This window comes from Streptomyces sp. TLI_146 (assembly GCF_002846415.1).
Lineage (GTDB): Bacteria > Actinomycetota > Actinomycetes > Streptomycetales > Streptomycetaceae > Streptomyces.
In genome coordinates this window covers 8,642,064-8,662,908 of record NZ_PJMX01000001.1, presented here as the reverse complement: position 1 = coordinate 8,662,908, position 20,845 = coordinate 8,642,064, and the positions used below count along the sequence as shown (strand labels likewise).

At 70.2% G+C, this 20,845-nt stretch carries 14 protein-coding genes and 4 pseudogenes; 8 read left to right on the top strand and 10 right to left on the bottom strand.

Annotated elements, in window-relative coordinates; genetic code table 11:
• The first annotated feature begins 2 nt into the window (after positions 1 to 2).
• The 4 genes from BX283_RS38560 to BX283_RS38545 all read left to right on the top strand — a co-directional run bounded on the left by BX283_RS38560 (position 3) and on the right by BX283_RS38545 (position 5,118).
• Positions 3 to 1,448, top strand: a complete 1,446-nt coding sequence (locus BX283_RS38560) for a CoA transferase (RefSeq protein WP_101391996.1) — start codon at positions 3 to 5, stop codon at positions 1,446 to 1,448.
• Positions 1,449 to 1,612: 164 nt separating this feature from the next.
• Positions 1,613 to 2,806: a CaiB/BaiF CoA-transferase family protein gene (locus BX283_RS38555; RefSeq protein ID WP_101391995.1), complete on the top strand. Its 1,194-nt coding sequence runs from the start codon at positions 1,613 to 1,615 to the stop codon at positions 2,804 to 2,806.
• 75 nt (positions 2,807 to 2,881) lie between these two features.
• Positions 2,882 to 4,051, top strand: coding sequence for an acyl-CoA dehydrogenase family protein (locus BX283_RS38550; RefSeq protein WP_101391994.1), 1,170 nt, complete (start codon positions 2,882 to 2,884; stop codon positions 4,049 to 4,051).
• Positions 4,051 to 5,118 (top strand): acyl-CoA dehydrogenase family protein, encoded by a 1,068-nt coding sequence (locus tag BX283_RS38545; RefSeq protein ID WP_101391993.1) that lies wholly within the window; start codon positions 4,051 to 4,053, stop codon positions 5,116 to 5,118. The genes BX283_RS38550 and BX283_RS38545 overlap by 1 nt, the downstream gene beginning before the upstream one ends.
• Before the next feature lie 1,122 nt (positions 5,119 to 6,240).
• On the opposite strand, the gene BX283_RS38540 is transcribed toward BX283_RS38545, so the two are convergent.
• From BX283_RS38540 to BX283_RS42520, 4 genes and pseudogenes are all read right to left on the bottom strand, one after another.
• The gene (locus tag BX283_RS38540; protein ID WP_101391992.1) at positions 6,241 to 6,612 is read right to left on the bottom strand and encodes a helix-turn-helix transcriptional regulator; all 372 of its coding nucleotides are present in this window, start codon (positions 6,610 to 6,612) and stop codon (positions 6,241 to 6,243) included.
• A 199-nt stretch (positions 6,613 to 6,811) separates the two neighbouring features.
• Positions 6,812 to 7,186, bottom strand: coding sequence for a hypothetical protein (locus BX283_RS38535; protein WP_101391991.1), 375 nt, complete (start codon positions 7,184 to 7,186; stop codon positions 6,812 to 6,814).
• A 221-nt stretch (positions 7,187 to 7,407) separates the two neighbouring features.
• Positions 7,408 to 7,692, bottom strand: coding sequence for a universal stress protein (locus BX283_RS42525; protein WP_101391990.1), 285 nt, complete (start codon positions 7,690 to 7,692; stop codon positions 7,408 to 7,410).
• Between the two features lie 28 nt (positions 7,693 to 7,720).
• Positions 7,721 to 7,933 (bottom strand): annotated as a pseudogene (locus tag BX283_RS42520) (universal stress protein); the annotation flags it as partial.
• A gap of 451 nt (positions 7,934 to 8,384) precedes the next feature.
• Here BX283_RS42520 and BX283_RS38520 point away from each other — a divergent pair.
• A pseudogene (locus BX283_RS38520) lies at positions 8,385 to 8,865 on the top strand (ATP-binding protein).
• 79 nt (positions 8,866 to 8,944) lie between these two features.
• Here the strand turns inward: BX283_RS38520 and BX283_RS41985 are convergent.
• The 3 genes and pseudogenes from BX283_RS41985 to BX283_RS38505 form a co-directional block, all read right to left on the bottom strand.
• Positions 8,945 to 9,025, bottom strand: a pseudogene (locus BX283_RS41985) (RidA family protein); the annotation flags it as partial.
• Between the two features lie 45 nt (positions 9,026 to 9,070).
• Positions 9,071 to 11,638: a serine protease gene (locus BX283_RS38510; RefSeq protein WP_101391989.1), complete on the bottom strand. Its 2,568-nt coding sequence runs from the start codon at positions 11,636 to 11,638 to the stop codon at positions 9,071 to 9,073.
• Between the two features lies 1 nt (position 11,639).
• The gene (locus BX283_RS38505; RefSeq protein ID WP_306822849.1) at positions 11,640 to 11,945 is read right to left on the bottom strand and encodes a CU044_2847 family protein; all 306 of its coding nucleotides are present in this window, start codon (positions 11,943 to 11,945) and stop codon (positions 11,640 to 11,642) included.
• A gap of 440 nt (positions 11,946 to 12,385) precedes the next feature.
• Between BX283_RS38505 and BX283_RS38500 the strand changes: the two are divergent.
• Positions 12,386 to 13,145: pseudogene (locus BX283_RS38500) on the top strand (transposase family protein).
• A 272-nt stretch (positions 13,146 to 13,417) separates the two neighbouring features.
• Entirely contained in the window at positions 13,418 to 13,897 is a 480-nt protein-coding gene (locus tag BX283_RS38495) for a LuxR C-terminal-related transcriptional regulator (protein WP_180357514.1), read from the top strand.
• A gap of 26 nt (positions 13,898 to 13,923) precedes the next feature.
• On the opposite strand, the gene BX283_RS38490 is transcribed toward BX283_RS38495, so the two are convergent.
• The 3 genes from BX283_RS38490 to BX283_RS38480 all read right to left on the bottom strand — a co-directional run bounded on the left by BX283_RS38490 (position 13,924) and on the right by BX283_RS38480 (position 17,488).
• On the bottom strand, positions 13,924 to 16,329 hold the full coding sequence (locus BX283_RS38490) for a LuxR C-terminal-related transcriptional regulator (RefSeq protein ID WP_101391987.1): 2,406 nt from the start codon (positions 16,327 to 16,329) through the stop codon (positions 13,924 to 13,926).
• A gap of 122 nt (positions 16,330 to 16,451) precedes the next feature.
• Positions 16,452 to 16,934 carry a DUF1269 domain-containing protein gene (locus tag BX283_RS38485; RefSeq protein WP_101391986.1) on the bottom strand — a complete coding sequence of 161 codons (483 nt, stop codon included), beginning with the start codon at positions 16,932 to 16,934 and terminating at the stop codon, positions 16,452 to 16,454.
• Complete coding sequence (locus BX283_RS38480) at positions 16,934 to 17,488, bottom strand: DUF1269 domain-containing family protein (protein WP_101391985.1); 555 nt, start codon at positions 17,486 to 17,488, stop codon at positions 16,934 to 16,936. The genes BX283_RS38485 and BX283_RS38480 overlap by 1 nt, the downstream gene beginning before the upstream one ends.
• A gap of 532 nt (positions 17,489 to 18,020) precedes the next feature.
• Between BX283_RS38480 and BX283_RS38475 the strand changes: the two genes are divergently transcribed.
• Positions 18,021 to 20,693, top strand: coding sequence for a glucosidase (locus tag BX283_RS38475; protein ID WP_257584196.1), 2,673 nt, complete (start codon positions 18,021 to 18,023; stop codon positions 20,691 to 20,693).
• The last annotated feature ends 152 nt before the right edge of the window (positions 20,694 to 20,845 follow it).

Sequence of the window (20,845 nt, the reverse complement as noted above, 5' to 3'; positions counted from 1 at the left end):
GCATGACTTCGAACACGCTGACCACGGCCGAGCCGACGCCTCCGTCGTCCACGGGAGAAATCGTCTCCCGGCTGCTGCACACCCTCGGCGACCCTGATCCGGCCCGGGGGGCCGAGGACATCACCGTTGTCGGGACGGATCCCCTGGTGCCCTCGGTGCACCGCCTCGCCGACGCCATGTCGGCCGCGATCGGGCTTTTCGGGCGGCAGGCGGCGGCGGTAGGTGAAATGCGCGGTCACCGACGCCAGAGGGTGGAGGTGCAGGCCGGGGCCGCGATCGACCAGCTCATGGCGACGTATCACACGACGCTGTCGGGGCGCCCGCTCGGCGCTCTGCTCGACGATCCGGCGCTGCTCGGCAACAACGACTTCTACCGGGCGCGCGACGGCCGGTGGATCTTCCTCATCACCACCTATCCGCACCTACGCGACGCGGTGTGCTCCGTGCTGAAGTGCGGGCTCGACAAGGTGGGGCTCGCGCGGGCCGTGGCCGACTGGGACGCCTTCACGCTGGAAGAGGCCATCTGCGCGCGGGGCGGCGTCGCCTGCGTGGTGCGCGCCCGGGACGAGTGGCTCGCGCATCCCGTGGGGCGGTACGTCGCGCGGCGCCCGGTCGTCGAGATCGAACGCGTCGGTGACGGACCGGTGCGGCCTCTGGAGCCGATCGGCGAGGCCGACGAGGCGCTCACAGGCGTACGGGTGCTCGATCTCACCCATGTCATCGCAGGTCCCGTCGGGGCGCGGCTCCTCGCCCAGTTCGGCGCCGACGTGCTGCACCTGTCGCGTCCCGACCGCCCCGACCCGATCCCGATGATCGCGATGACCGGCGGCGGCAAGCGCAACGCCTACTGCGACCTGCGCGACGCCCACGACCGTGCGGCCTTCCACGAGGTGCTCCAGGACACGGACGTCTTCGTGCACGCCTACCGGGGACTCGCCCGGCACGGGGCGTCGACCGAGGAGCTCATCCGGCGCCGCCCCGGACTCATCACCCTCGAATACCACGCCTGGGGCGCCGACGGCCCCTGGGGCGAACGCGGCGGGTTCGACCAACTCGCCTGTTCGGCAACCGGATTCGCCGTCGAGGAGTGGACCGACCGGCCGTCGCTGCCGCCGACGTACCTGCTCAACGACTACCTCGCCGCCTACCTCGGGGCCGCCGCCGTGGCAACGGCCCTGCGCCGGCGTGCGACGGAGGGCGGCTCGTGGCGGATCCGCGTGACCTTGGCCGGGGTATGCCACTGGGTGCAGGAACTGGGGCTGCTGGCGCGGGAGGACGTACTCGACCTGCCCCGGCCCGGGCGCACGCCGCACGCCGCGCTGTCGACCACCGATACCGACTTCGGCCCGCTCACCGAACCGGCGACCCCGTTCGCCTACAGCGGGCGCGCGGTCCCACAGCCCGGCCGGCGTTCCCCGCTCGGGTCTGCCGCGCTCCAGTGGCGCTGAGCGCTCCGCGAGAAGTGCCGTACGTCATCTGCGGGCCGGTGGGGGCTGATCGCGCCCCCGGCGGCGCCGCATATCGACACAGCCCCGCGTCCCTTCGGAGCGCGATCCCGCACCGCACCACCCCGTTCACCCACCCCACCCGATCTCCCAGGAGGCACCGGAAGATGTCTGAGAACCCGAGCGGCCCGTCCGGCCGAGGACTCCTGGCCGGAGTCCGCGTCGTCGAACTGGCCAGCGTGATCATGGGTCCGTACGCAGCCCAGCAGCTCGGCGACCTGGGCGCGGACGTGATCAAGGTCGAGCCGCCCACCGGTGACATGACGCGCCACTACCCGCCGCGGCGCCACCCCGGCATGGGCGGCCCGGCCCTCAACCTGAACCGCAACAAGCGCAGCGCCGCCATCGACCTCAAGGCCCCCAACGGCCGCGACGCCCTGCTCGCCCTGCTGCGCACCGCCGACGTCCTCATCACCAACCTGCGCCCGCAGGCCCTGGAGAAGCTCCGTCTCGGCTACGACGACGTCAAGGCCGTCAACCCCGGCCTGATCTACGCCAATGCCCAGGGTTTCCGCAGCGACAGCCGTTACGGAACGCACGCCGCCTACGACGACATCATCCAGGCGGCCAGCGGCCTGGTCTGGCTCAACCACCAGGTCTCCGGCCAACCCCACTACGTACCCACCGTCCTGGCCGACAAGATCTGCGGCATGCAGATCGTCCAGTCGGTCCTGGCCGCGCTGCACTACCGGGAACACGGCGGCACCGGCCAGCACATCGAGGTCCCCATGGCCGACACCATGCTCGCCTTCAACCTGGTCGAGCACCTGGGCGCGGCCGCCCTGGACACCGACGGGGAATTCGGCTCGCCCCGCTCACTCAGCCCCGAGCGCCGCGCCCTGCGCACCGCCGACGGCTGGATGTGCATCCTGCCGCACAGCGACCGCAACTGGCGGGACTTCACCGACTTCGTCCACCGCCCCGAACTGGCCGCCGACCCGCGCTTCGCCACCGGCCCCGACCGGGCCCGCAATGCCAACGCGTTCTACCCGCTGCTCGCGGAGCTGACACGGCATCACACCAGCGCCGAATGGCAGGACTTCTGCGACTGGGCAGGCATCGCCGCCGCCCCGGTGCTCGACCTGGAAGCCGCCGCCACCACCGCCTACGCCCAGGAGGGCGGCCTGCTCTACGAGGCCGAACACCCCACCGAGGGCCGCTACCGGGTCATCGGCCGCCCGGTGCGCTACTCGGCCGACCCGGAGCCGGAGCTACGGCCCTGCCCGCGCGTCGGCCAGCACACCGACGAGGTACTCCGCGAAGCCGGCTTCGACCCCTCCCTGCTGCACCCCGCGAACTGACCGAATTCCCGCACTGGGTTCCCGTAGCGCAAAGAAGTACACCACCCATTCACCGACCCCAGGAGCAGATCAACCATGTCTCCTTCGACGCTTTCCCCGATCGCCTTCCCCGACGTCGTCCTGCCCGAATCGGCCCGCCGGCTCCGCACCGAGGTCCGCGCCTTTCTCGACGAAGAGCGCACCCACGGCACCGTGCTGGGCCGTCCCGACTCCTGGCTGGCCGGCTGGGACGACGGCTTCAGCCGCCGCCTCGCCGAGCACGGCTGGGTCGGCATGGCCCTGCCCACCGAGTACGGCGGTGCCGGCCGCGGCTTCCTGGAACGCTACGTGGTGATCGAGGAACTCCTCGCCGCTGGTGCCCCCGTCAGCGCCCACTGGGTCTCCGACCGGCAGGCCGGCCCGTCCATCCTCCAGCACGGCACCGAGGAGCAGCGCCGCTTCTTCCTGCCCAGGATCGCCGCCGGGCAGTGCTTCTTCTCCATCGGGATGAGTGAGAAGAGCAGCGGCTCAGATCTCGCCTCGGTCGCCACCCGCGCCGAACGCACCGCCGACGGCTGGCGGTTGACCGGAACCAAGATGTGGACCGGCGGCGCCCACGTCAACGACTACGCCATCGTGCTGGCCCGCACCAACGAGGCCGAGGACAGGCACGCGGGCCTCAGCCAGTTCATCGTCGACCTGCGCGCTCCGGGCGTACGAGTCGAGCCGATCCATCTGATGAGCGGCGAGCACCGCTTCAACGCCGTCCACCTCGAAGGCGTCGACGTCCCCGACGGCATGCTGCTCGGACAGCGAGGCGACGGCTGGAAGCAGGTCACCGGCGAGCTCGCCTTCGAACGCAGCGGCCCGGAACGTTACCTCTCCACCTTCCCTCTGCTCGTCTCCCTGCTCCGCGAACTGGAACAGCGCCCGGGCACGGCCGAACAACTCACCCAGGTCGGCATCCTGACGGCTCGTCTGCACAGCATCCGCCGCCTGTCCCTCGGCGTGACCGCCGCCCTGGACGCCGGAGCCTCGCCCGACATCCAGGCCGCCCTGGTCAAGGACCTCGGCACCCGCCTGGAGGGCACGCTGACCGACACCGTCCGCAGCATCCTGCCGACCCCGGCCGACCCGCACGCCACCCCCGGCACCCACCCCGAACTGCTCGCCTTCGCTCTGCTGCACAGCCCCGGCTACACACTGCGCGGCGGCACCAACGAAATCCTTCGCGGCATCATCACTCGCGGTCTGGAGCAGCACTGATGAACACCCACACGATCGACACCAGCACCCCGGTCATCCCCGCCGACGCCTACGACACCACCGCCTTCTACGCCGATACCGACGCCATCGCCACCGTCACCAACACCACCACCCCCGACGCCGTGGCCCTCCCGTCCCCGGACGCCTCCACCGCCGAACTCCTGGCCGCCGTCCAGGAGGCGGGGCACCGCGCCGTCCCCGCCCCCCTCTCCGAGACCGCCCTGGTCGCCCGTCCGCTGCTGCGCCGCGCCGGGCTCCCCGTTCCCGACGGCCCGCTCAGCTACGCCATCGCCCCCGAGCTCACCGTCCGTTACGCCCACCCAGCCGCCTCCCCCGTCGGCTCGGCCGGCTGCCTGGGCGACGACGACACCCTGCTGGTCACCGGCACCCTGCGCCGCGTCCCCTGGGCGCGCACCGCCCTCGCCGTCGTCGTCCTGGCCGCCGCCCCCTCCGGCCCAGTCCTGTTCACCCTCACCCCCGACCAGGCCGTCCTCACCCCCGCCACCAACCTCGCCGAGGAACCCCGCGACGACCTCCACCTCGCCGCCCTGGAGATCCCCGCCGCACAGATCCGCCGGATCTCCCCCGAACTGCTCGACGAGGCCCGGCTCCGCGCGGCCCTGGCCCGCTCCGCCCTGATCGCCGGAGCCGCCGAACGCTGCGTCGACCTGACGGTCGCCCACACCACCGCCCGCACCCAGTTCGGCCGTCCGCTCAGCCGCTTCCAGGCCGTCAAGCAGGAAGAGGCACGGCTGATCGAGGAGGCCGCCCTGGTCCGCGCCGCCGTCCAGGCCGCCGCCACGCCGCTGGACACCGGCGGCGCGGCCGCCCACTTCGCCGTCGCCGCCGCCAAGACCCAGGCATCCGCCTCGGCCGCCGAGATCGCTCGTATCGCCCACCAACTCCACGGCGCCCTCGGCATCACCCGGCTCCACCCCCTCCACCTCGCCACCACCCGGCTGTGGTCCTGGCGCGACGAAGACGGCGACGAAACCTACTGGGCACACCGCCTGGCTCGCCCTCTCACCGCCACCACCCTGTGGCCCGCACTCACCACCACACCCTGACCCCTGCCCCGCTTCGCCCCCGCCGCCGACCGGCCCAGCCCGGTCGGCGGCTCAGCATCTCCCCCGGCTGCACACCGAGGCCGCTCAGGCGTTGATGACGAGCGGCCCGGACAACCCCCGCGATCTCACCTTGCTCCAGTTCAAGCACTACCTGGCTCCAGTTCAAGCACTACCTGGTCCTGCGGGGCCTGACCAACACCTTCCAGGGCGGCGTCAGCACCAAGGAACAGATTCCGCGACAACCGATGGGCACCGGCCGCCTTCGAGGCCGGACCGCCGGGCGAGCCCGGACCCCGGCACCATGACCGTGATGGCCACGAACAAGTACGAAGGCTCCTGCGCACACTGCGAGCGCCGAGTGCCGGCCGACGACACACACGCCCCGTCGCGGACCGCCAGACATCCCGCGTTCCGTCGAACTCCGCACCCAGGTACGCCAGCGGGTCACAGCGCCAGGAAGCCACGCTGCTGCACTTCGGGGCGCGCTGCTCCTGCCTCGCGCCAGTCGACAACTGCACGACTCCCCCCTCCACTGCGCGAGGGAGGTTGCGCACGGCAGGACCGCATCCCATCGACGTATCCGCCCCCCGATGCCAGGCGGCCAGCGTGCTCCGGCGAAGCCCGTCTGTCACTCCCCGCGCCGCTCCCGCCACACCACGACCCGCGCACCCTCACGAAGCGGACCAAGCCACCACACCAGCCCGAGCCCATGAGCTGCACACCTCACGGAAATGCCATGAACGGCGCACGGCACCTGCTGCCTGCCCGTTCCCCTGCACTTGATGACTCGCCTTCGGCCCGGCTGTATAGAGCAGCCGACCCAGGAGTGACCAGCCAGAGGCAACCAGCAGCCCCGTCCCCCGCCCGAGCCCCCCCTCCACGCTCCGGCACCCCCACTACCGCAAGAGCCCCGTGGAGTTCTTCGACTGTTCCGGGCTACGGCGGGCGGCAGGCGACGGATCCTCGGGTGTGCAGGGCGGCAGCGCCCGACGCACGGCAAGCCTGGCGAGTTCGTCCGCGGTCCGGAACCGCCCGCGCACCACTTCCAGCAGTGCGAGCTCAATGAGGCAGTCGCGGGCGCAGGTCACCGTTGCGGACGGCCCGCACTCCTGAATCGCTGGCTCAGGACGGCTGGCGTGCACCGTGCTCAGGCAAGGCCGAACTCGTTTCGGTCTCGCGGAGTTCGGCCAGGAGCTGGCTCTGGCCGACTAGGAGTTCGGTGAGGATGCGGCGTGCGGCACGCAGGAGGTCGGCGACGTCGCCTCCGGCGAGGGAGTAGTTGACGGTGGCTCCGTCCCGGACCGACACCACGATGCCGGACCGGCGCAGGACGGCGAGCTGCTGGGAGAGATTGGAGGGTTCGATGTCGATCTCGGTCAGGAGGTCGCGTACGGGGAGGGGGCCGTTCTGCAGGAGTTCCAGCACGCGGATGCGTACCGGGTGTCCGAGCATGCGGAAGAACTCGGCCTTGGCCTGGTAGAGGGGTACCTGCATGGTGAATCGCTCCTGCGCGCTTGACGACCGAGCAGAGCCGCATGGGCGACTCTGCTCCAGCCGCTGCACACGGTGTCGTACAACACCGATCTTCCGCCTCCCGGCCCCGCCCGCCCAGGAAAATCACCAGATCGGGATGTAGTGAATTGAAGATGTCTTCAACTCCTGGACATGCCAAGCCCGGGAGAACGGACGATGTCTAGATTTCCAACTCGGCTTCGATGCGCTTCATCTGGTGGCGAGCCATGGCCAGGTTCGATTTGGCCTTGTCCAGGACGACGTAGAGGAAGAGCCCGCTGCTCTGGCGGCCCTTCAGCAGCCGGATGAGGTGATACTGGGCGCCGAGCGTGATCAGTACGTCCTCGATCCCGTCCTTGAGGCCCAGAAGCTCCATGGTGCGGACCTTTGCGCGGATCACGTCGGTGTTGCCCGCTGCGGCGACCGCGAGATCCAGGCCCTTGCCGCCGCCCAGCGTGCCCAGGGCCATCCCGCTGGTGTAGTCCACAATGGCAGCCCCCAGAGCGCCCTCGATCGATGTCATCGTCTCCTTCAGGGAGACCTCCACGTTTGCCATACCGGTTTCCGCTCCTTGTCGTCGAGTGCCGGGGCGCTGACCGCCCAAGCGGTGACCAGGACCCTACGGATCGTGTGTGGCTCGATCCCGGGAAGTCCACAACTGCCCGTATTGGCACCGCATCGATGCCTCGTGTGCGCGCTCTTGAGCATCCGCTGTCTCGCCTACTCCATCGCGACTCCGGGCGCACACGCGTCGCGTCGATGCGGCCGCACCCTGCGCTACTGACCTTTCGCTTCGGGGTGACGCTCAAGGTCGCGGTCGGAACAGGCCCGGTTTCGGCGATAGATCCGTGGAGCAGGCGGGGGCGGTAACGGAGCTTCTTCGGCCGCCTCCGCGCCAGTGCGGCGAGGCGGCGGACTCCAGGTGTGGACCACCCGCAGCGCCCCACCGTGCGCCCGGGCGGCTTCGACGGCGTAGTCGATCAACGCGTCGCGGGGACGGGAGAAGTCGAGCCCGAGCACCACGTCGCCCCCCGTCCCCCGATCCGGCCCGTTCCCCCGCATCGGCCGACCGCTGCGGCCGGACGAGGACGACCGGGCACCGTGCCCAGACGAGGACGGCCATCGGCACGGAGCCCGTCGGAAAACCCATCAGCTCGTTCGGCGCCCGTGACCCCAGGACCAGCACCGCAGCGTCGTCGGCGGCCGTCAGCAGGACCTCGACCGGCGAGCCGGGAATCCACTCCGCGGTGATGTCCGCGCCGAGGTCGCGGTCGGGCAGCTGGTCATACGCCTCGTCCAGCATGCGCTGGGCCCCGGTGTTCGTCGCCGCCCCGCCCGTCCGGCAGCACGGCTGGGGTGCCCAGCGGCGCATACCCGAAGGCCGACTGCCAGGGCCGCCAGACGTGCAGCAACGTCAGCGTGAACCCGCGCCGCTCGCCCGCCGCCCACGCCGAAGGTTCCATCCGATGCGTCAGGCCGATACCAGCCCACCTCGTTCACGATGTTGACTTCGCCGAAATGTAGCGTAACTGAACCGCTCACCAAGGGAGTTGGAGGCGAGGAGGTCGGTGCGGCCGGTCGCCGTTGATGTCACCCGGGGCGACGATGTTCTCGCGGCGGTCTTCAGCCCCGACGAAGCGAACCTGATCAGCGCGCGTCCTTCCGCGAGCGGCCGTTCCATCCAGTTCGAGCTGCGCGACGCGGCGGGCGAGAAACAGGTCGCTGCCCCGCCCGACCGCTTCACCGTCCGGGACGTGTCGGCACGCGCCCTCGTCCAGCCCCTCCTCCCGGATTCGCGGCTGTTCGACCCGAGAAGGTCTGTGAGACGGCGATGACGTCAAGCCGGGTCTGCCCTGGACGGGCAACTTCCAGCACTGGCCGCCGTGGCGGCCGCTCGTGGTCGAGACCGCCCGCCGCGTACTCGACTACGCCGGTGGCGTCCTGGTGATACCCATGACGGTCCTGGTCGAGGAGTACTGGCGCGAGATCAGTAACGGCTTTGCCCAACGCGCCATCACTGTGAGGCACTTCGTCCTCCACGCTGACCAGGACACCCTTCGCAGGCGCATCGAGGGCGACACTCATCTCGGCCCCTCCCCGTTTCGTCTCCCCTACCTGGAGCCCTGCGCCGAGGCGGCCCGCACGTGGCTGCACTCCGAGGCCGAGGGCGTCGACACCACACATCTCACGCCCATAGAGGCCGCCCTGCAGATCGCGAAAGCCGTCACGGGCTGAGGCCCGTCCACCGCACAAAATCCGGCGAAGGTGACAACAAGACATGTCCACTGCTCAGGCGCCGTGCTGCGTCTGGACCTCAAGAGTCGAGCACCGCGGCTACGGCCTCGATCTCGACGAGCTGGTCCTTGTAGCCGAGCACGGTGACGCCCATCAAGGTGCAAACTGATCGAACGACAGGACCACCGCAACCGGGCCCCGCCTCTCACGGACCCAGCGCAAGCCACGGCTTGGGGAACAGCGCCCAGTGGCCGTTGACGAAGACCAGACCGTCGAAGGCCATACCGTAGGGCTCACCGGGCTCCGTGTACTTCCAGCGGTAGATGACCAGCCCTGGCCTGAAGCCGTCCTTGAGCCTCGCATAGCCGCCCGGAAAGTACTTCAGGGCCGGCGCCGTCCCGGCCTGAATTTCCTCGCTGGTGGCCTTCCACATCTGCAGAACCGTTTGCTGGGGTTTGGCCCAGGGCCCGGTCGGCCAGGGCGTAGAGGCCTGGTAGTACCGCTCGGCCCGTTCGGCCAAGCCCGGCCGGAAGACGGCCCCGTAGTCCTCGTGCCTGGGTCGCAGTGCCTCCACCAGACCCGCGTCGGCCCCCGTACCGGCCTTTGTCAGCAGAGTCCTGGCACCACCGTCGGTCCCGGGATAGGCGCTCGCCGACGCTGCGGGGCTCCCCGACCGCCCCGTGCCACCTCCGGCACCCACGTTGATCACTCCCGTGGCCGCGAGAGCGGCAACGCACACGGCAGACATCCCCACAGCCGCGACCTCAATGCGGCGCCAGCGCCGACGGCGTTCGCTGCGGCTCAGGAAATCCTCCGCCGGCGCGGGCAGTCCGAACTCAGCGCGCCAACGCCGTCCGAGCTCCAGATCGGTTCCCTGCAAGAGGTCACCCCCTTTCCCGGAGCCCTCCCACCGCCCGGCCCGCTCCAGCGCGTGATCCAGCCACGTGTCGAACTCGGCGTAGGCGGCTGCCCACTGACGCAGCTCGGGCCATTTGTCGATGAGGAGGTCATGAACGAGCTCGGCCGTGGGAGGACCCGTCCCACCGGATTCGTCCGACGAGCGGACGGTGATGATCCGCTCGTCGGCCAGGACCGTCAGCACCCGGTCCACCGCCGCCCTGTCGACAGCGGGGCCGCAGGCCAGCGTGCGAAGCGCTGCCACACTGCGCTGTCTGCGCGTATCCAGACTCTTTCCGCTCTGGTCATGGCGCACCAAGAGAGCGAGGACGCGCCGGGCCACCGATCTGTGCCGCTCGTCCAACTGGCCCAGGACGGCGTCCTGCCACTGGGCCAGGCTGCCGCCGAACCTGCCGACCTTCGCATAGGCGTCACACGTCAGAAGGTTGTCGGCGCGGTTCTCCCACACCAGGGTCAAGGTCTTCTCCAGCAACGGAAGTACGGTGGCGCGGACCTCGTCGGGGTCCGTGTCGTACCGGCCGCTGGCCAGGACCTCCGTGAGAATCGTCTGCGGCAGCCCCTCCTCGAAGCGCAGAGCGGCGTCCGCTGCGGGCTTGGTGATGATGTCGTGCAACTCTCCGGACGTCAGCGTCGGCGGCAGATCGACGACGGGGTGCACGGCCTGCAGCAGTTTCGGTGCCCGATCGGCCAGACTCGGGTAGAAGTCGTTCCGCATGACGAGCAGTACGGTGACGGCGGCACAGGACTCGACGACCTCGGTGAGCTGGCGCAGCACGAGGAGGTCTTCGTCCGGCACTGCTGAGCCGTGACCTGGGCCCGGGGAGGTGAGCAACTCCTCGAACTGGTCGATCACGAGCAGCAGATGTTCGGTGCCGCTGGACTCCGCGAGAAACCTCTGGGCCGACGCCAGGATCCCTCCACCGGCGGCTCCCGGCAGGCCCGCGCGCTCCAGATCGGCCCCGAGGCCGCGTGCGGGACGCGCGACCACCGACCGCCAGCCAGAGGGCAGTTCGGGCAGCACACCTGCCTGGACCAGGGAGGACTTGCCGGACCCGGAAGGGCCCTGCAGCAACACCCCGTGCCGCCTGCCCACCAGGTGACGCAGCAGTTGTTCCTTCGCCCGGTCACGCCCGTGAAACCATCTCGCTCTCTCGTACGTGAAAGCTCGGAAGTCCTGGTACGGGCAGACATCCAGTGGCTTCAGCCCGGGCCAGACCTCGCGCAGGATCTCGCCGGGCGTCGCGTAGGCGGTGTTCAGGCCCCGTTGGTGCGGATCGGCACCCGGCAGGGACGTCACCATCCCGATCACCAGGCCGGTCTGGGTGTCCACGACCGGTGCACCGCTGAATCCGCGCGCCACGGTGTTCGCGTCGTGCAGTTGCAGCACCCAGTGGTCCAGGACACGCAGCGGTCCGCCCGCCGTCGCCGTGCCCTCGTGACCGCCGTCGAACGTCGAGCTGGGAAACCCGAACGACCACGCGGGCCGACCCTTCGCTCCATGAGCGAGCCCTACCAGTAGTTCGGGCACGAAGGGCGGGGCCTGGTCGAGCTGGATGACAGCCGTGTCCTCAGCCTCCGGCCGGCGCCACGGCCCGGTGAGCACTCTTCCCCGGGCCTTCGGAGCCCCCGTCGCCTGAGGAAAACGCACCTCCACCTCGTCACCAGGGCCACGGCCCGCGTCACGCACGACATGGGCACAGGTGACCACCACCCCGCCCGGCACGAGGAAACCCGCCCCGGCCGCCACGCCCGCGCCGGTGAGGATCTGTGCCACCGCGGCGGCCGGACCGCCGAGCTCCGAGGGCTTCGCCGCGACGGGATCCCCATCCGCCGATGACGTGACCAGGGACTCCATGTCAGTTCGCGCTCTCACCACTGTCAGCGACGGCGCTAGCGGCAGCGTTCCAGGTCACGGTCACCTTCAGATGACAGGCCGCCTCGCTCTTCGCGATCACGGCCCCCGCCTGCGCTGCCAGGTCGACGCCGAACTCCACCTCGACGCCGTCGGGCCGCACCCGCCGGAACTCATCCAGCACCGCCCGCGCCATACCCGCGACGGGGCCGATGACGCTCTCCAGACTCTGCGGCAGATCACGTATCGCCTCCGAGACCCGTCCGGCCATGACCGGCCCGGCCGACACCTCGACGGGATCCGCCTGCACGAGGATCGATCCACCGCAATCCAGAGGCATACGCACAACCGGCCTCGCTGACATCAGCGTCCCCCGCCCGTCGACTCCCCCCGCCATCCCCAAGAGGCAGGGGCGAGCACTCACCGTAATGCCTCGCGTACCGCCCCGTGGCCGGATTCCCACGAAGTCTCGATATGCCTCAGAAACCACTTACATCGACTGCCCCGGCTACCGCCCGGCCGCAGGACCGCCCGCATCCTCACCGGAGCGGAGCGCCCCGCCACCCGCTCGGCCGGTAGGAGCCTCACACGGCATCAGTGCTTGGTTCGCGCCTGCTGCTTGGCCGTCTTGACCTTGAGCTCTTTCCAACCTGTTGGTGAGACCAACGAGTTGACCTGCTGTACGACGTGATGAAGCTCCTGGTAGACGGGTTCTCGACCAAGATCACCCGTGTCTGCCAGGAGCTTCGCGTGCTTGTCCACCCGTCGTCGATCGATCTGTCCAGCCGCACCCTGAGGTTCCTGACAGAGCGGCTCCGCACCCGGCAACGCGAGATCGGGACGCGATGGCGGCGCCTGCCCGCCGCGCGTCAATCCCTCCTCTCCCTGGCTCACTTGAGATGCGGCGACACCTACGCACGGCTCGCCGCCGGGTTCCGCATCGGCGTCGCGACGGTCTACCGCTGCATACGAGAGGCCGTCGACGTCCTGGCCGCTCTCGCGCTGCCCCTGAGCGAGGCGATGAAGACCACGGACGAAGGCGTTCGTGATCCTCGATGGCACGCTGCTGCCGATCGACCGGATAGCCGCCGACACCCCGTACTACTCCGGGAAGCATAAGCGTCACGGGATGAACGTCCAGGTCATCACCGACCCGTTCGGGCGGCTGCTGTGGGCCTCGCCCGCGCTGCCCGGCTCGACTCACGACCTGACCGCCGCCCGACACCACGGGATCACCGACGCACTCGCCGACGCCGACATCAAGTGCTGGGCCGACAAGGCCTACCAGGGTGCCGGCCGCCAGGTCAGGGTGCCCTGTCGCGGCCGTCGACTCAAGCGAGGGCAACGCCGGCACAACAGCACCCACGCCAAGATCCGCTGCCTCGGCGAGCAGGCCATAGCCGTCCTCAAGGGCTGGCGCCTGCTACGGAAACTCCGCTGCAGCACGAGCAGGATCACCGACATCGTCAAGGCCGTCATCGTCCTTCACCACGCCTCAACATCAGGATGAAAAGAGCTCACTGCGTGCCCGCTGCTATCTCGGCGTCCTGAGTCAGAAGTGGGGTCTGTCGGCGCCTTCGCCGGTGTTGTCACACGCATGTGATGTACGCCAGCCGGGGGGCCGGGAGGCCCAGTGACAGCGACCGCTCCCAACCGGGAAAGACGGAGAAAGGTGTTCTTCGGGCCGGGGGGCAAAAGGCCGATGGATGCCTTCCGGTACCGGGATTCAGCCCGCACTGTCGGTGTGAGCCGCCTGTCACCGAGGAGGTGAGTGGTGTGCCCATGGTGGTGCGCGCCGAGCACAAACGTGGCAAGGCCATCTGTCGTGGTCCGGGCGCCCGACGGGTGTCCGTGCTGCACGGGCGGCTGCGTGCCGCACTGGGGCGTGACGCGTCCGAGGCGGACCTGGTGGTGGCGGCCTGTCTGGGGTGGGTCGCCGACACGCTCGTGGAGATCGCGGTCGCGTTGGGCGATCCTCGCAGCGCGGGTGCTCTGGTGGACCAGGCATCGACAGTGCTGGCCACTGTGCCTCAGGACGGTCGGGGCTGCCCGGACGCCTTGGCGTGGACCGAGCCCTTGACGGAGCGTGAGCACATGGTGCTCCTGAGACTCCAAGACGACGTGCCCCTGCGACAGGTGGGGGCGGACCTGTTCATCTCGCACAACACGGTGAAGAGTCATACACGTGCCGTCTACCGAAAGCTCGGGGTGTCCTCGCGCACCGCGGCCGTCGATCGGGCCAGGCAGCTACGGCTCCTGTGACGGCCCCGAGGAACGCAGGAGAACCCTCACAGCAGTTCGAGTTCGCGGGCTCGCCGTACCGCGGCCGACCGCCGGGTCACGGCGAGTTTGCGGTAGACACTCTTGAGGTGCGTCTTGACGGTGTTGACCGACAGATATAGCTCGGCGGCGATCTCCTGCGTCGTCATCGTCTGGGCCAGCCGGCGCAGTACGTCGTGTTCCCGCGCGCTGAGCGACTCGGCCGGCGGGCGGCGGCTGCCCGGCCCCTGGTCCGGCCCGCCCGGTTGACCGGGCGCGCACTGCCCTCGGAGCGTATGGGCCCGCGCCGCGGCGAGCGAGAGGGCGCAGGCTTGGCGCACCGGCTGGCGCAGTCCCTCGGCGAGCCAGTCAGGGCAGTCCCCGAGCCAGTCCGGCGGCGCCGCGGACACAGGTGTCCCGCTCTCCGCCATCGTAACGAGCCGGGCCACGAGCGAGCCGACCCCGGCGAGGAAGGGGTCGGGCGCGTTCCGTAACGCGGCCTGGGTCCGGGCCAGTTCACCACGGGCCCGCACCGATGCGCATCGCGTCATGGCGACCCAGGCTCGGACCAGGTGCAGGGCGGCCGGCGTCGGATCCTCGGGCGTGCAGGGCGGCAGCGGTGGACGCCCGGCGTGCCCCGCGAGTTCGTCCGCGGTCTGGAACTTCCCGCGCAGCACTTCCAGCAGTGCGAGCTCGATGAGGCAGTCGCGGCGCAGGGCACCGTTGCGGACGGCCCCGGACGCCTTCAGCCCTGCGCCCAGCAGGGCCTGCGCCGCTTTGAGGCTGCCCTCCCGCAGCTCGGCGTGGCCGCGGATGAGCAGTGCCAGTGCCTTCAGCTCGGGACGGTCCGCCAGCAGACCGCTCGGCACCTGGGCGAACAAAGCCTCGGCATCGGCCGCCGCGATCCGCGCCGCCTGCGGGTCCCAGCAACGCTCCTTCGCCATGCGGACCACGGCATGCATCAGTCGGCACCGGATCATCCGGTCGGCCTCGTCCCGGGGCAGCTCCCCGGTCAGCTCGTCCGCCAGCCGCAGCGCTTGCGCGCACACCGGCCGCTCGCCGCGGTGCAGAGCGGCCGCCGCGGCGACGAGGGCGGACTCGGGATCGAGAAACTGCCGGGGCATCCCCAGCTCGCCGGCGGGCGTGCGCCGGACCAGGTCACCCGGCAGTCGCGCGTCAGTGAGGGCGAGCACCTGCCCGATCGCCAGCTGCTGCACGACGAGCCGGTTGGCGTAGCCGCAGTCGCCCGCCGCCAACGCGTGCCGCACCGCCTCCGCGAGGAGTCCGTGCTCGCCCAGCCAAGCGGCCGCGCGAGCGTGCAGTTCCGCCACCAGGCCGGGCGTCTCGTGCCGCAGCCGCACCCGCAGGACGTCGGCGAACATCTGATGGCACCGGTACCAGCCGTGCCCGGCGGACTGGAGGAAGGAGTTCTGCCCGACCAGCGCCGCGAAGTGCGCTGCGGCCTCCTTGCCCGCGAGCGCGGTGGCCAGTTCGGCGTTCAGGTGCTCCAGGACGCTGGTCGTCAGGAGCAGCCGGCGCAGGGCCGGGGGCCGGCCGTCCAGGACCTCCTCGACGAGATAGCTGACGACCGCTTCATCGTGGCCGGTGAACTGCGCGACGAACTTTTCCGGATGGGGGTGGCCTTGCATGGACATGGCCGCCAGCCGCAGCCCAGCCGCCCATCCGTCGGCCCGCGTGCGCAGCGCGCTGACCACGGGCCTCGCGACCGCGACGCCGTGCTGTGCGAGCAGGGAGGCCGTCTCCCGGTCATCGAAGGCGAGGTCGGCGGTGCGCAGTTCGGCGAGTTCGCCCGCCAGCCGGTAGCGGTGCAGGTGCAGCGGTGGATCACGGCGCGAGACGACGACCAGTCGCAGGGCGGGAGCTGCGTGCCGCAGCAGACTCGCCATGCCTCGCGCGACCGGTGACCCCGTGTCCGGCTGGAAGTCGTCCAGTACGAGGACGACGGGGTCCTTGCGTGCGGCCAGGCCGGCGGCGAGTGCAGCGACCAGGAGGGGCCGCTCGGCCGCCGTGGCGAGAGGACCCGAGCCCGCGGAACCCGTCGGCGCGGGCGGCTCGGGTCGCAGCACATTCGCGGGCGCCGGCAGGTCGACACCCGCTTCGCCCAGGGCTGTCAGAACCCGGGACCAGAAGACATCGGCCTGTTCCTCCGAGCCGTCGCAGGCAACCCAGGCGACCGGACCCGGGGCACGGCGCGTGGCGGCCCACTCCATGGCCAGGGCGGACTTCCCGGCGCCGACGGGGGCGACAACCACGGTCAGCGGTCCGAGCACGCCCCGCGAGAGACGCGCCGTCAGCCGGGGCCGCGGCACAAGCCATGTCGGCACAACCGGCACCCCCACCCGGGGCGGCAGGGCAGCCGCCCGGGTGGTGGCGCGTGTCTCCGGCGGCTGCCGTTGCCTCGTCCGCTCATCCATCGCTGTCACCTCGCTCTGAGAGGTGCCTGGTGCATGTCAGACGAGTCTGGCCCACGCCCGAGGCCGGAGCACCGGGTACGGGCCGGTATCACCCGGGTGAACTTGCTCCGGTATTCAGCGGTTCATCCCTGAAGGGCCGTGACGAGCTCCTCCTCGCGCTGCTTGGTCAGGGACGTGCGCAGGACGGTGGGCGCGAACGGACGCAGTGCCTCGCGAACCCGGTCCGGGGTGGAGCGCCGGACGAGCGCGAAGACCGCTGCGCGGCCCGGCTCCAGCGTTCCCGCGATCTCCTTGATGAACGCGTCGTTGATCCCGACGTCCGTGAGCTTTCCCGCCACCGCTCCGGTGGCCGCGCCGACGGCGGCGCCGAACGCGGGCATCAGGAACAACAGACCGAACAACGTGCCCCACAGGGCGCCTCCGGCCGCACCACTGGCGGTGAGGCTGAAGGACTGCCGTACATGGATCTTCCCGTCCTGGGTGCGCCAGGCGAGTGCAGCGTCCTCCAAGTCCAACAGCTCTTGCTTGGACAGCTCCCGGGACAGGCGCAGCACGGCCTCGGCTTTGTCCTTGTCGGTGAAGCCGAGCACGACGAGATCGGTCATCAGAACCTCCCGGATTTCCGGCCGGGTTTCCGTTCCTCCCGGCTGTCTCGCACGGCGCCCTCCTCAAGGCGCCGCACGCTGGCGGCGATCTCCGCGACCACCGACTCCAGAACCTCCTGGGTGAGGAAGCCCTCCGCGACGGGGACGCCACCGGCTTCGCGGACCGCCCGCCGCAACTCCTTGGCCCAGGTGTGTTCGAGCAACACGAAGCCGGCCGCGGTGCCCGGGTCGAGTGCGCGGGCCAGGTCCCGGATCTCGTGCAGGGTCAGGCCGAAGGCATTGCCTTCGGACAGGGAGGGGAACGTCTCCTCGGCCGCACGCAGCGTGTCCCGCGAGATACCGAGCAGCGCGGCCACGGTCTGGCCCATGTCCTGCGCCTGGTGCTCCGCGATGACCAGGGTGTTGTCACTCTCCTTCTGCACGAACAGCAGGTCCAGCACACGGATCTGCCCGGTGCGCTCCAGCTCCGCGAGCTCGTCGACGATCCATCCCTCGAACTTCGCCTCCGGCCCGAACGCGACCGTCAGCAGTTGAACCGGCCCGATCCCGGCCATGGCCACTCCCTTCGACGTGGTGGCACTCCATCCAGCCGCGCCGTGCTCCGCTTCGCCTCACCCGTCACAGGTGAAGGCCGCAGGCGCGGCCGGGGCGGGGGTGGCCCGCCATCCCGCGCGGCCGGGGCGGGGGACTCCTGTGGTGCGGCACGGCCCTGGCCTTGGGGGCCATACCTCATCGGCTCGGGACGGGCTGCCCATGGCCCCGCGCCGCCCCGTCGTGCGCGGCGCCCGTGCTTGCGGCCGAATCGTCGCCAGCGCCGGGCAGCGCCTGACCGAGGAGGGGCACGGGCGTGGATCAGGCGGCACGCCGATGTCCTGCGGGTCGCCGCAGCGGTGACCGCCGCGTTCTGGTCCTTCTGCCGTCCTTGTGGACAGGCATGCTCGTGCTCGCGCTGATGCTGGCAGCGTACGAGGCCCGCTCCCCCCTGGCGGACCGCGTCGGACCTCACCCCCGGCAGGTGAGGCGAGCGCCAAGGGCGGTGGACACACTGGCGCGGCCCGGTAGGCCTTCGGCAGGGAGCGAGGGGTGATGAACGCGAGGATGAGCGGCAGGTCGATCGGCCCGACCGGCGACGCGGACGGGCGATGGCGGTTGTGGGGGCCATATCTGAGCGAGCGTCAGTGGGGCACGGTCCGAGAGGACTACAGCGACAGCGGCGACGCCTGGTCGTACTTCCCGCACGACCACGCGCGATCGCGCGCCTACCGCTGGGGCGAGGACGGCCTCGGCGGCATCTGCGACGAGAAGCAACGTCTGTGCCTGGCCATGGCCCTGTGGAACGGGCGGGACCCGATCCTCAAGGAGCGCGCCTTCGGCCTGACCAACAGCGAGGGCAACCACGGTGAGGACGCCAAGGAGTACTACTTCTACCTCGACAGCACCCCCAGCCACTCCTATCTCAAATACCTGTACAAGTACCCGCAGGCCGAGTTCCCCTACCACGACCTCGTGGCCGTCAACCGGTCGCGCACCAGGGGCGAGTTCGAGTACGAGCTGCTCGACACCGGCGTCTTCGACGACGACCGCTACTTCGACGTGACGGTGGAGTACGCCAAGGCATCGTTCGACGACATACTGGCCCGCTTCACCGTCGTCAACCGCGGCCCCGACGAGGCGACCGTGCATGTGCTGCCCACGCTCTGGTTCCGCAACACCTGGTCCTGGGGCGAGGACGGCGACAAGCCGCGCCTGAGCGCGGTCGACGGCCCGCTCGGCACGCAGACGATCCGCGCCGAATGCCCCGGACTCGGTGTCTACGACTGCCGGTTCGACACCCAGGCGCCGCTGCTGTTCACGGAGAACGAGACGAACAGTGAGCGGCTCTTCGGCGTTCCCAACGCCTCCCGCTACGTCAAGGACGGCATCGGCCGCCACATCGTGGACCAGGAGAGCGGCGCCGTCAACCCGGCACGGGAGGGCACCAAGGCCGCCGTGCACCATGTCCTCACCATCCCGGCCGGTGCCTCACGGACCGTGCGTCTGCGGATCGCCCCGGTCGGCGCCCAGCTGTCCCTGCTGCACGACTTCGACAGCGTGTTCCAGGACCGCATCGCCGAAGCCGACGCGCACTGTGCGCGGCTGACTCCCGAAGGCGCGAGCGAGGACGAGGCCCGGGTGCTGCGGCAGGCGCACGCCGGGATGCTCTGGAGCAAGCAGTACTACTTCTTCGACCTGGAGGCCTGGCTGGGCGAACACGGTCTGGACCCCTGGACCACGTCCCGCGTGGGGGTACGCAACCGCGAATGGTTCCACATGGTCGGTGACGACATCATCTCCATGCCGGACAAGTGGGAATACCCCTGGTTCGCCGCCTGGGACCTGGCGTTCCAGGCCGCCGCCCTGTCGACCGTGGACGTGTGTTTCGCCAAGGAACAGCTCGAACTGCTCCTCCAGGGCTCCTATCTGCATCCCAACGGGCAGATACCGGCGTACGAGTGGAACTTCACGGACGTCAACCCGCCGGTGCACGCCTGGGCCGCATATTTCGTCTACACGATGGAGGAACGCCTCACGGGCCGGGCCGACCGCGCGTTCCTGGAGCGCGCTTTTCAGAAGCTGCTGACGAACTTCACCTGGTGGGTCAACCGCAAGGACCCCAGTGGCCGCAACATCTTCCAGGGCGGCTTCCTCGGCCTCGACAACATCGGCGTCTTCGACCGCAGTGCCCCACTGCCCACAGGCGGCACCCTCGAACAGGCCGACGGCACCGCCTGGATGGCTCTGTACTGCCAGTCCATGCTGCAGATCGCCGTCGAACTCGTCGAGCACAACCCGGCCTACGAGGAACTGGTGCTCAAGTTCGTCGAGCACTACCTGTGGATCGCCGCTTCCCTGGACCGCGTCGGCGAACTCGGCGACGAACTCTGGGACGAGGAGGACGGGTTCTTCTACGACGTGCTGCGCCTGCCCGACGGGCAGGCGATGCGGCTGAAGGTGCGCTCGATGGTCGGGCTGCTGCCGCTGTGCGCCGCCACCGTCTTCACGCCCGGCCAACTGGCGAAGATCGCCGGACTGGGCGAGCGGCTGCGCCGCTTCGCGATCCGCCACCCCTCGCTGTCCGTCACGCTGGCCTCGGTCCGAGCAGGTGCCAAGGGCGGCCCGCGGCTCCTGTCGGTCGTCGACGAGAAGAAGCTGCTCCGGGTGCTCGGGCGCCTTCTGTCCGAGGACGAGTTCCTCAGCCCGTACGGCATCAGGTCCCTCTCCCGCCGCCATGCCGAACACCCTTACAGCTTCTGGGTGCACGGCGAGGAGTACCGGGTCGGCTATGTTCCCGCCGAGTCCGACAGCGGGATGTTCGGGGGCAATTCCAACTGGCGGGGACCTGTGTGGTTCCCCCTCAACGCCCTGGTCGTCCGGGCACTGCTCAACCTGTACGGGTTCTACGGCGACGAGTTGACCGTCGAGTGCCCCACCGGGTCGGGCCACCGGATGAACCTCTTCGAGGTCGCCGGGGAGATCTGCGACCGGCTCACCCGGATCTTCCTGCGCGACGAGGACGGGCACCGGCCCGTGTACGGGGGGCAGCGCAAGTTCCAGGAGGACCCGCACTGGCGAGACTTGATCTCCTTCCACGAGTACTTCCACGCAGACAACGGCGCCGGGCTCGGAGCGGCCCATCAGACAGGTTGGACCGGCCTGGTCGCCACCTTGATGACCCTCTCCAAGAGCTTCGCCCCCGGCGACTTCCGCGCCAAGGGGTGACAAGGGGCCCGCGGCCCAGCCGATGCAGCTCCGGCGACTGCCGCATCCGACCAACCGCGTCCGAAGGTGCGGGGGAAGCATGTTCCCCCCCGCACCCCCGGACACGGTTGCGGCGACGGGGGCCGTCCCCGCCCTCCTCGACCGACTTGGGC

Excerpts from the sequence above, each read along its gene's own strand:
- BX283_RS38560 (WP_101391996.1), top strand. The coding sequence starts at position 3 with ATGACTTCGAACACGCTGACCACGGCCGAGCCGACGCCTCCGTCGTCC.
- BX283_RS38555 (WP_101391995.1), top strand. The coding sequence starts at position 1,613 with ATGTCTGAGAACCCGAGCGGCCCGTCCGGCCGAGGACTCCTGGCCGGA.
- BX283_RS38550 (WP_101391994.1), top strand. The coding sequence starts at position 2,882 with ATGTCTCCTTCGACGCTTTCCCCGATCGCCTTCCCCGACGTCGTCCTG.
- BX283_RS38545 (WP_101391993.1), top strand. The coding sequence starts at position 4,051 with ATGAACACCCACACGATCGACACCAGCACCCCGGTCATCCCCGCCGAC.
- BX283_RS38540 (WP_101391992.1), bottom strand. The coding sequence starts at position 6,612 with ATGCAGGTACCCCTCTACCAGGCCAAGGCCGAGTTCTTCCGCATGCTC.
- BX283_RS38535 (WP_101391991.1), bottom strand. The coding sequence starts at position 7,186 with ATGGCAAACGTGGAGGTCTCCCTGAAGGAGACGATGACATCGATCGAG.
- BX283_RS42525 (WP_101391990.1), bottom strand. The coding sequence starts at position 7,692 with ATGCGGGGGAACGGGCCGGATCGGGGGACGGGGGGCGACGTGGTGCTC.
- BX283_RS38510 (WP_101391989.1), bottom strand. The coding sequence starts at position 11,638 with ATGGAGTCCCTGGTCACGTCATCGGCGGATGGGGATCCCGTCGCGGCG.
- BX283_RS38495 (WP_180357514.1), top strand. The coding sequence starts at position 13,418 with ATGGTGGTGCGCGCCGAGCACAAACGTGGCAAGGCCATCTGTCGTGGT.
- BX283_RS38490 (WP_101391987.1), bottom strand. The coding sequence starts at position 16,329 with ATGGATGAGCGGACGAGGCAACGGCAGCCGCCGGAGACACGCGCCACC.
- BX283_RS38485 (WP_101391986.1), bottom strand. The coding sequence starts at position 16,934 with ATGACCGATCTCGTCGTGCTCGGCTTCACCGACAAGGACAAAGCCGAG.
- BX283_RS38480 (WP_101391985.1), bottom strand. The coding sequence starts at position 17,488 with ATGGCCGGGATCGGGCCGGTTCAACTGCTGACGGTCGCGTTCGGGCCG.
- BX283_RS38475 (WP_257584196.1), top strand. The coding sequence starts at position 18,021 with ATGAACGCGAGGATGAGCGGCAGGTCGATCGGCCCGACCGGCGACGCG.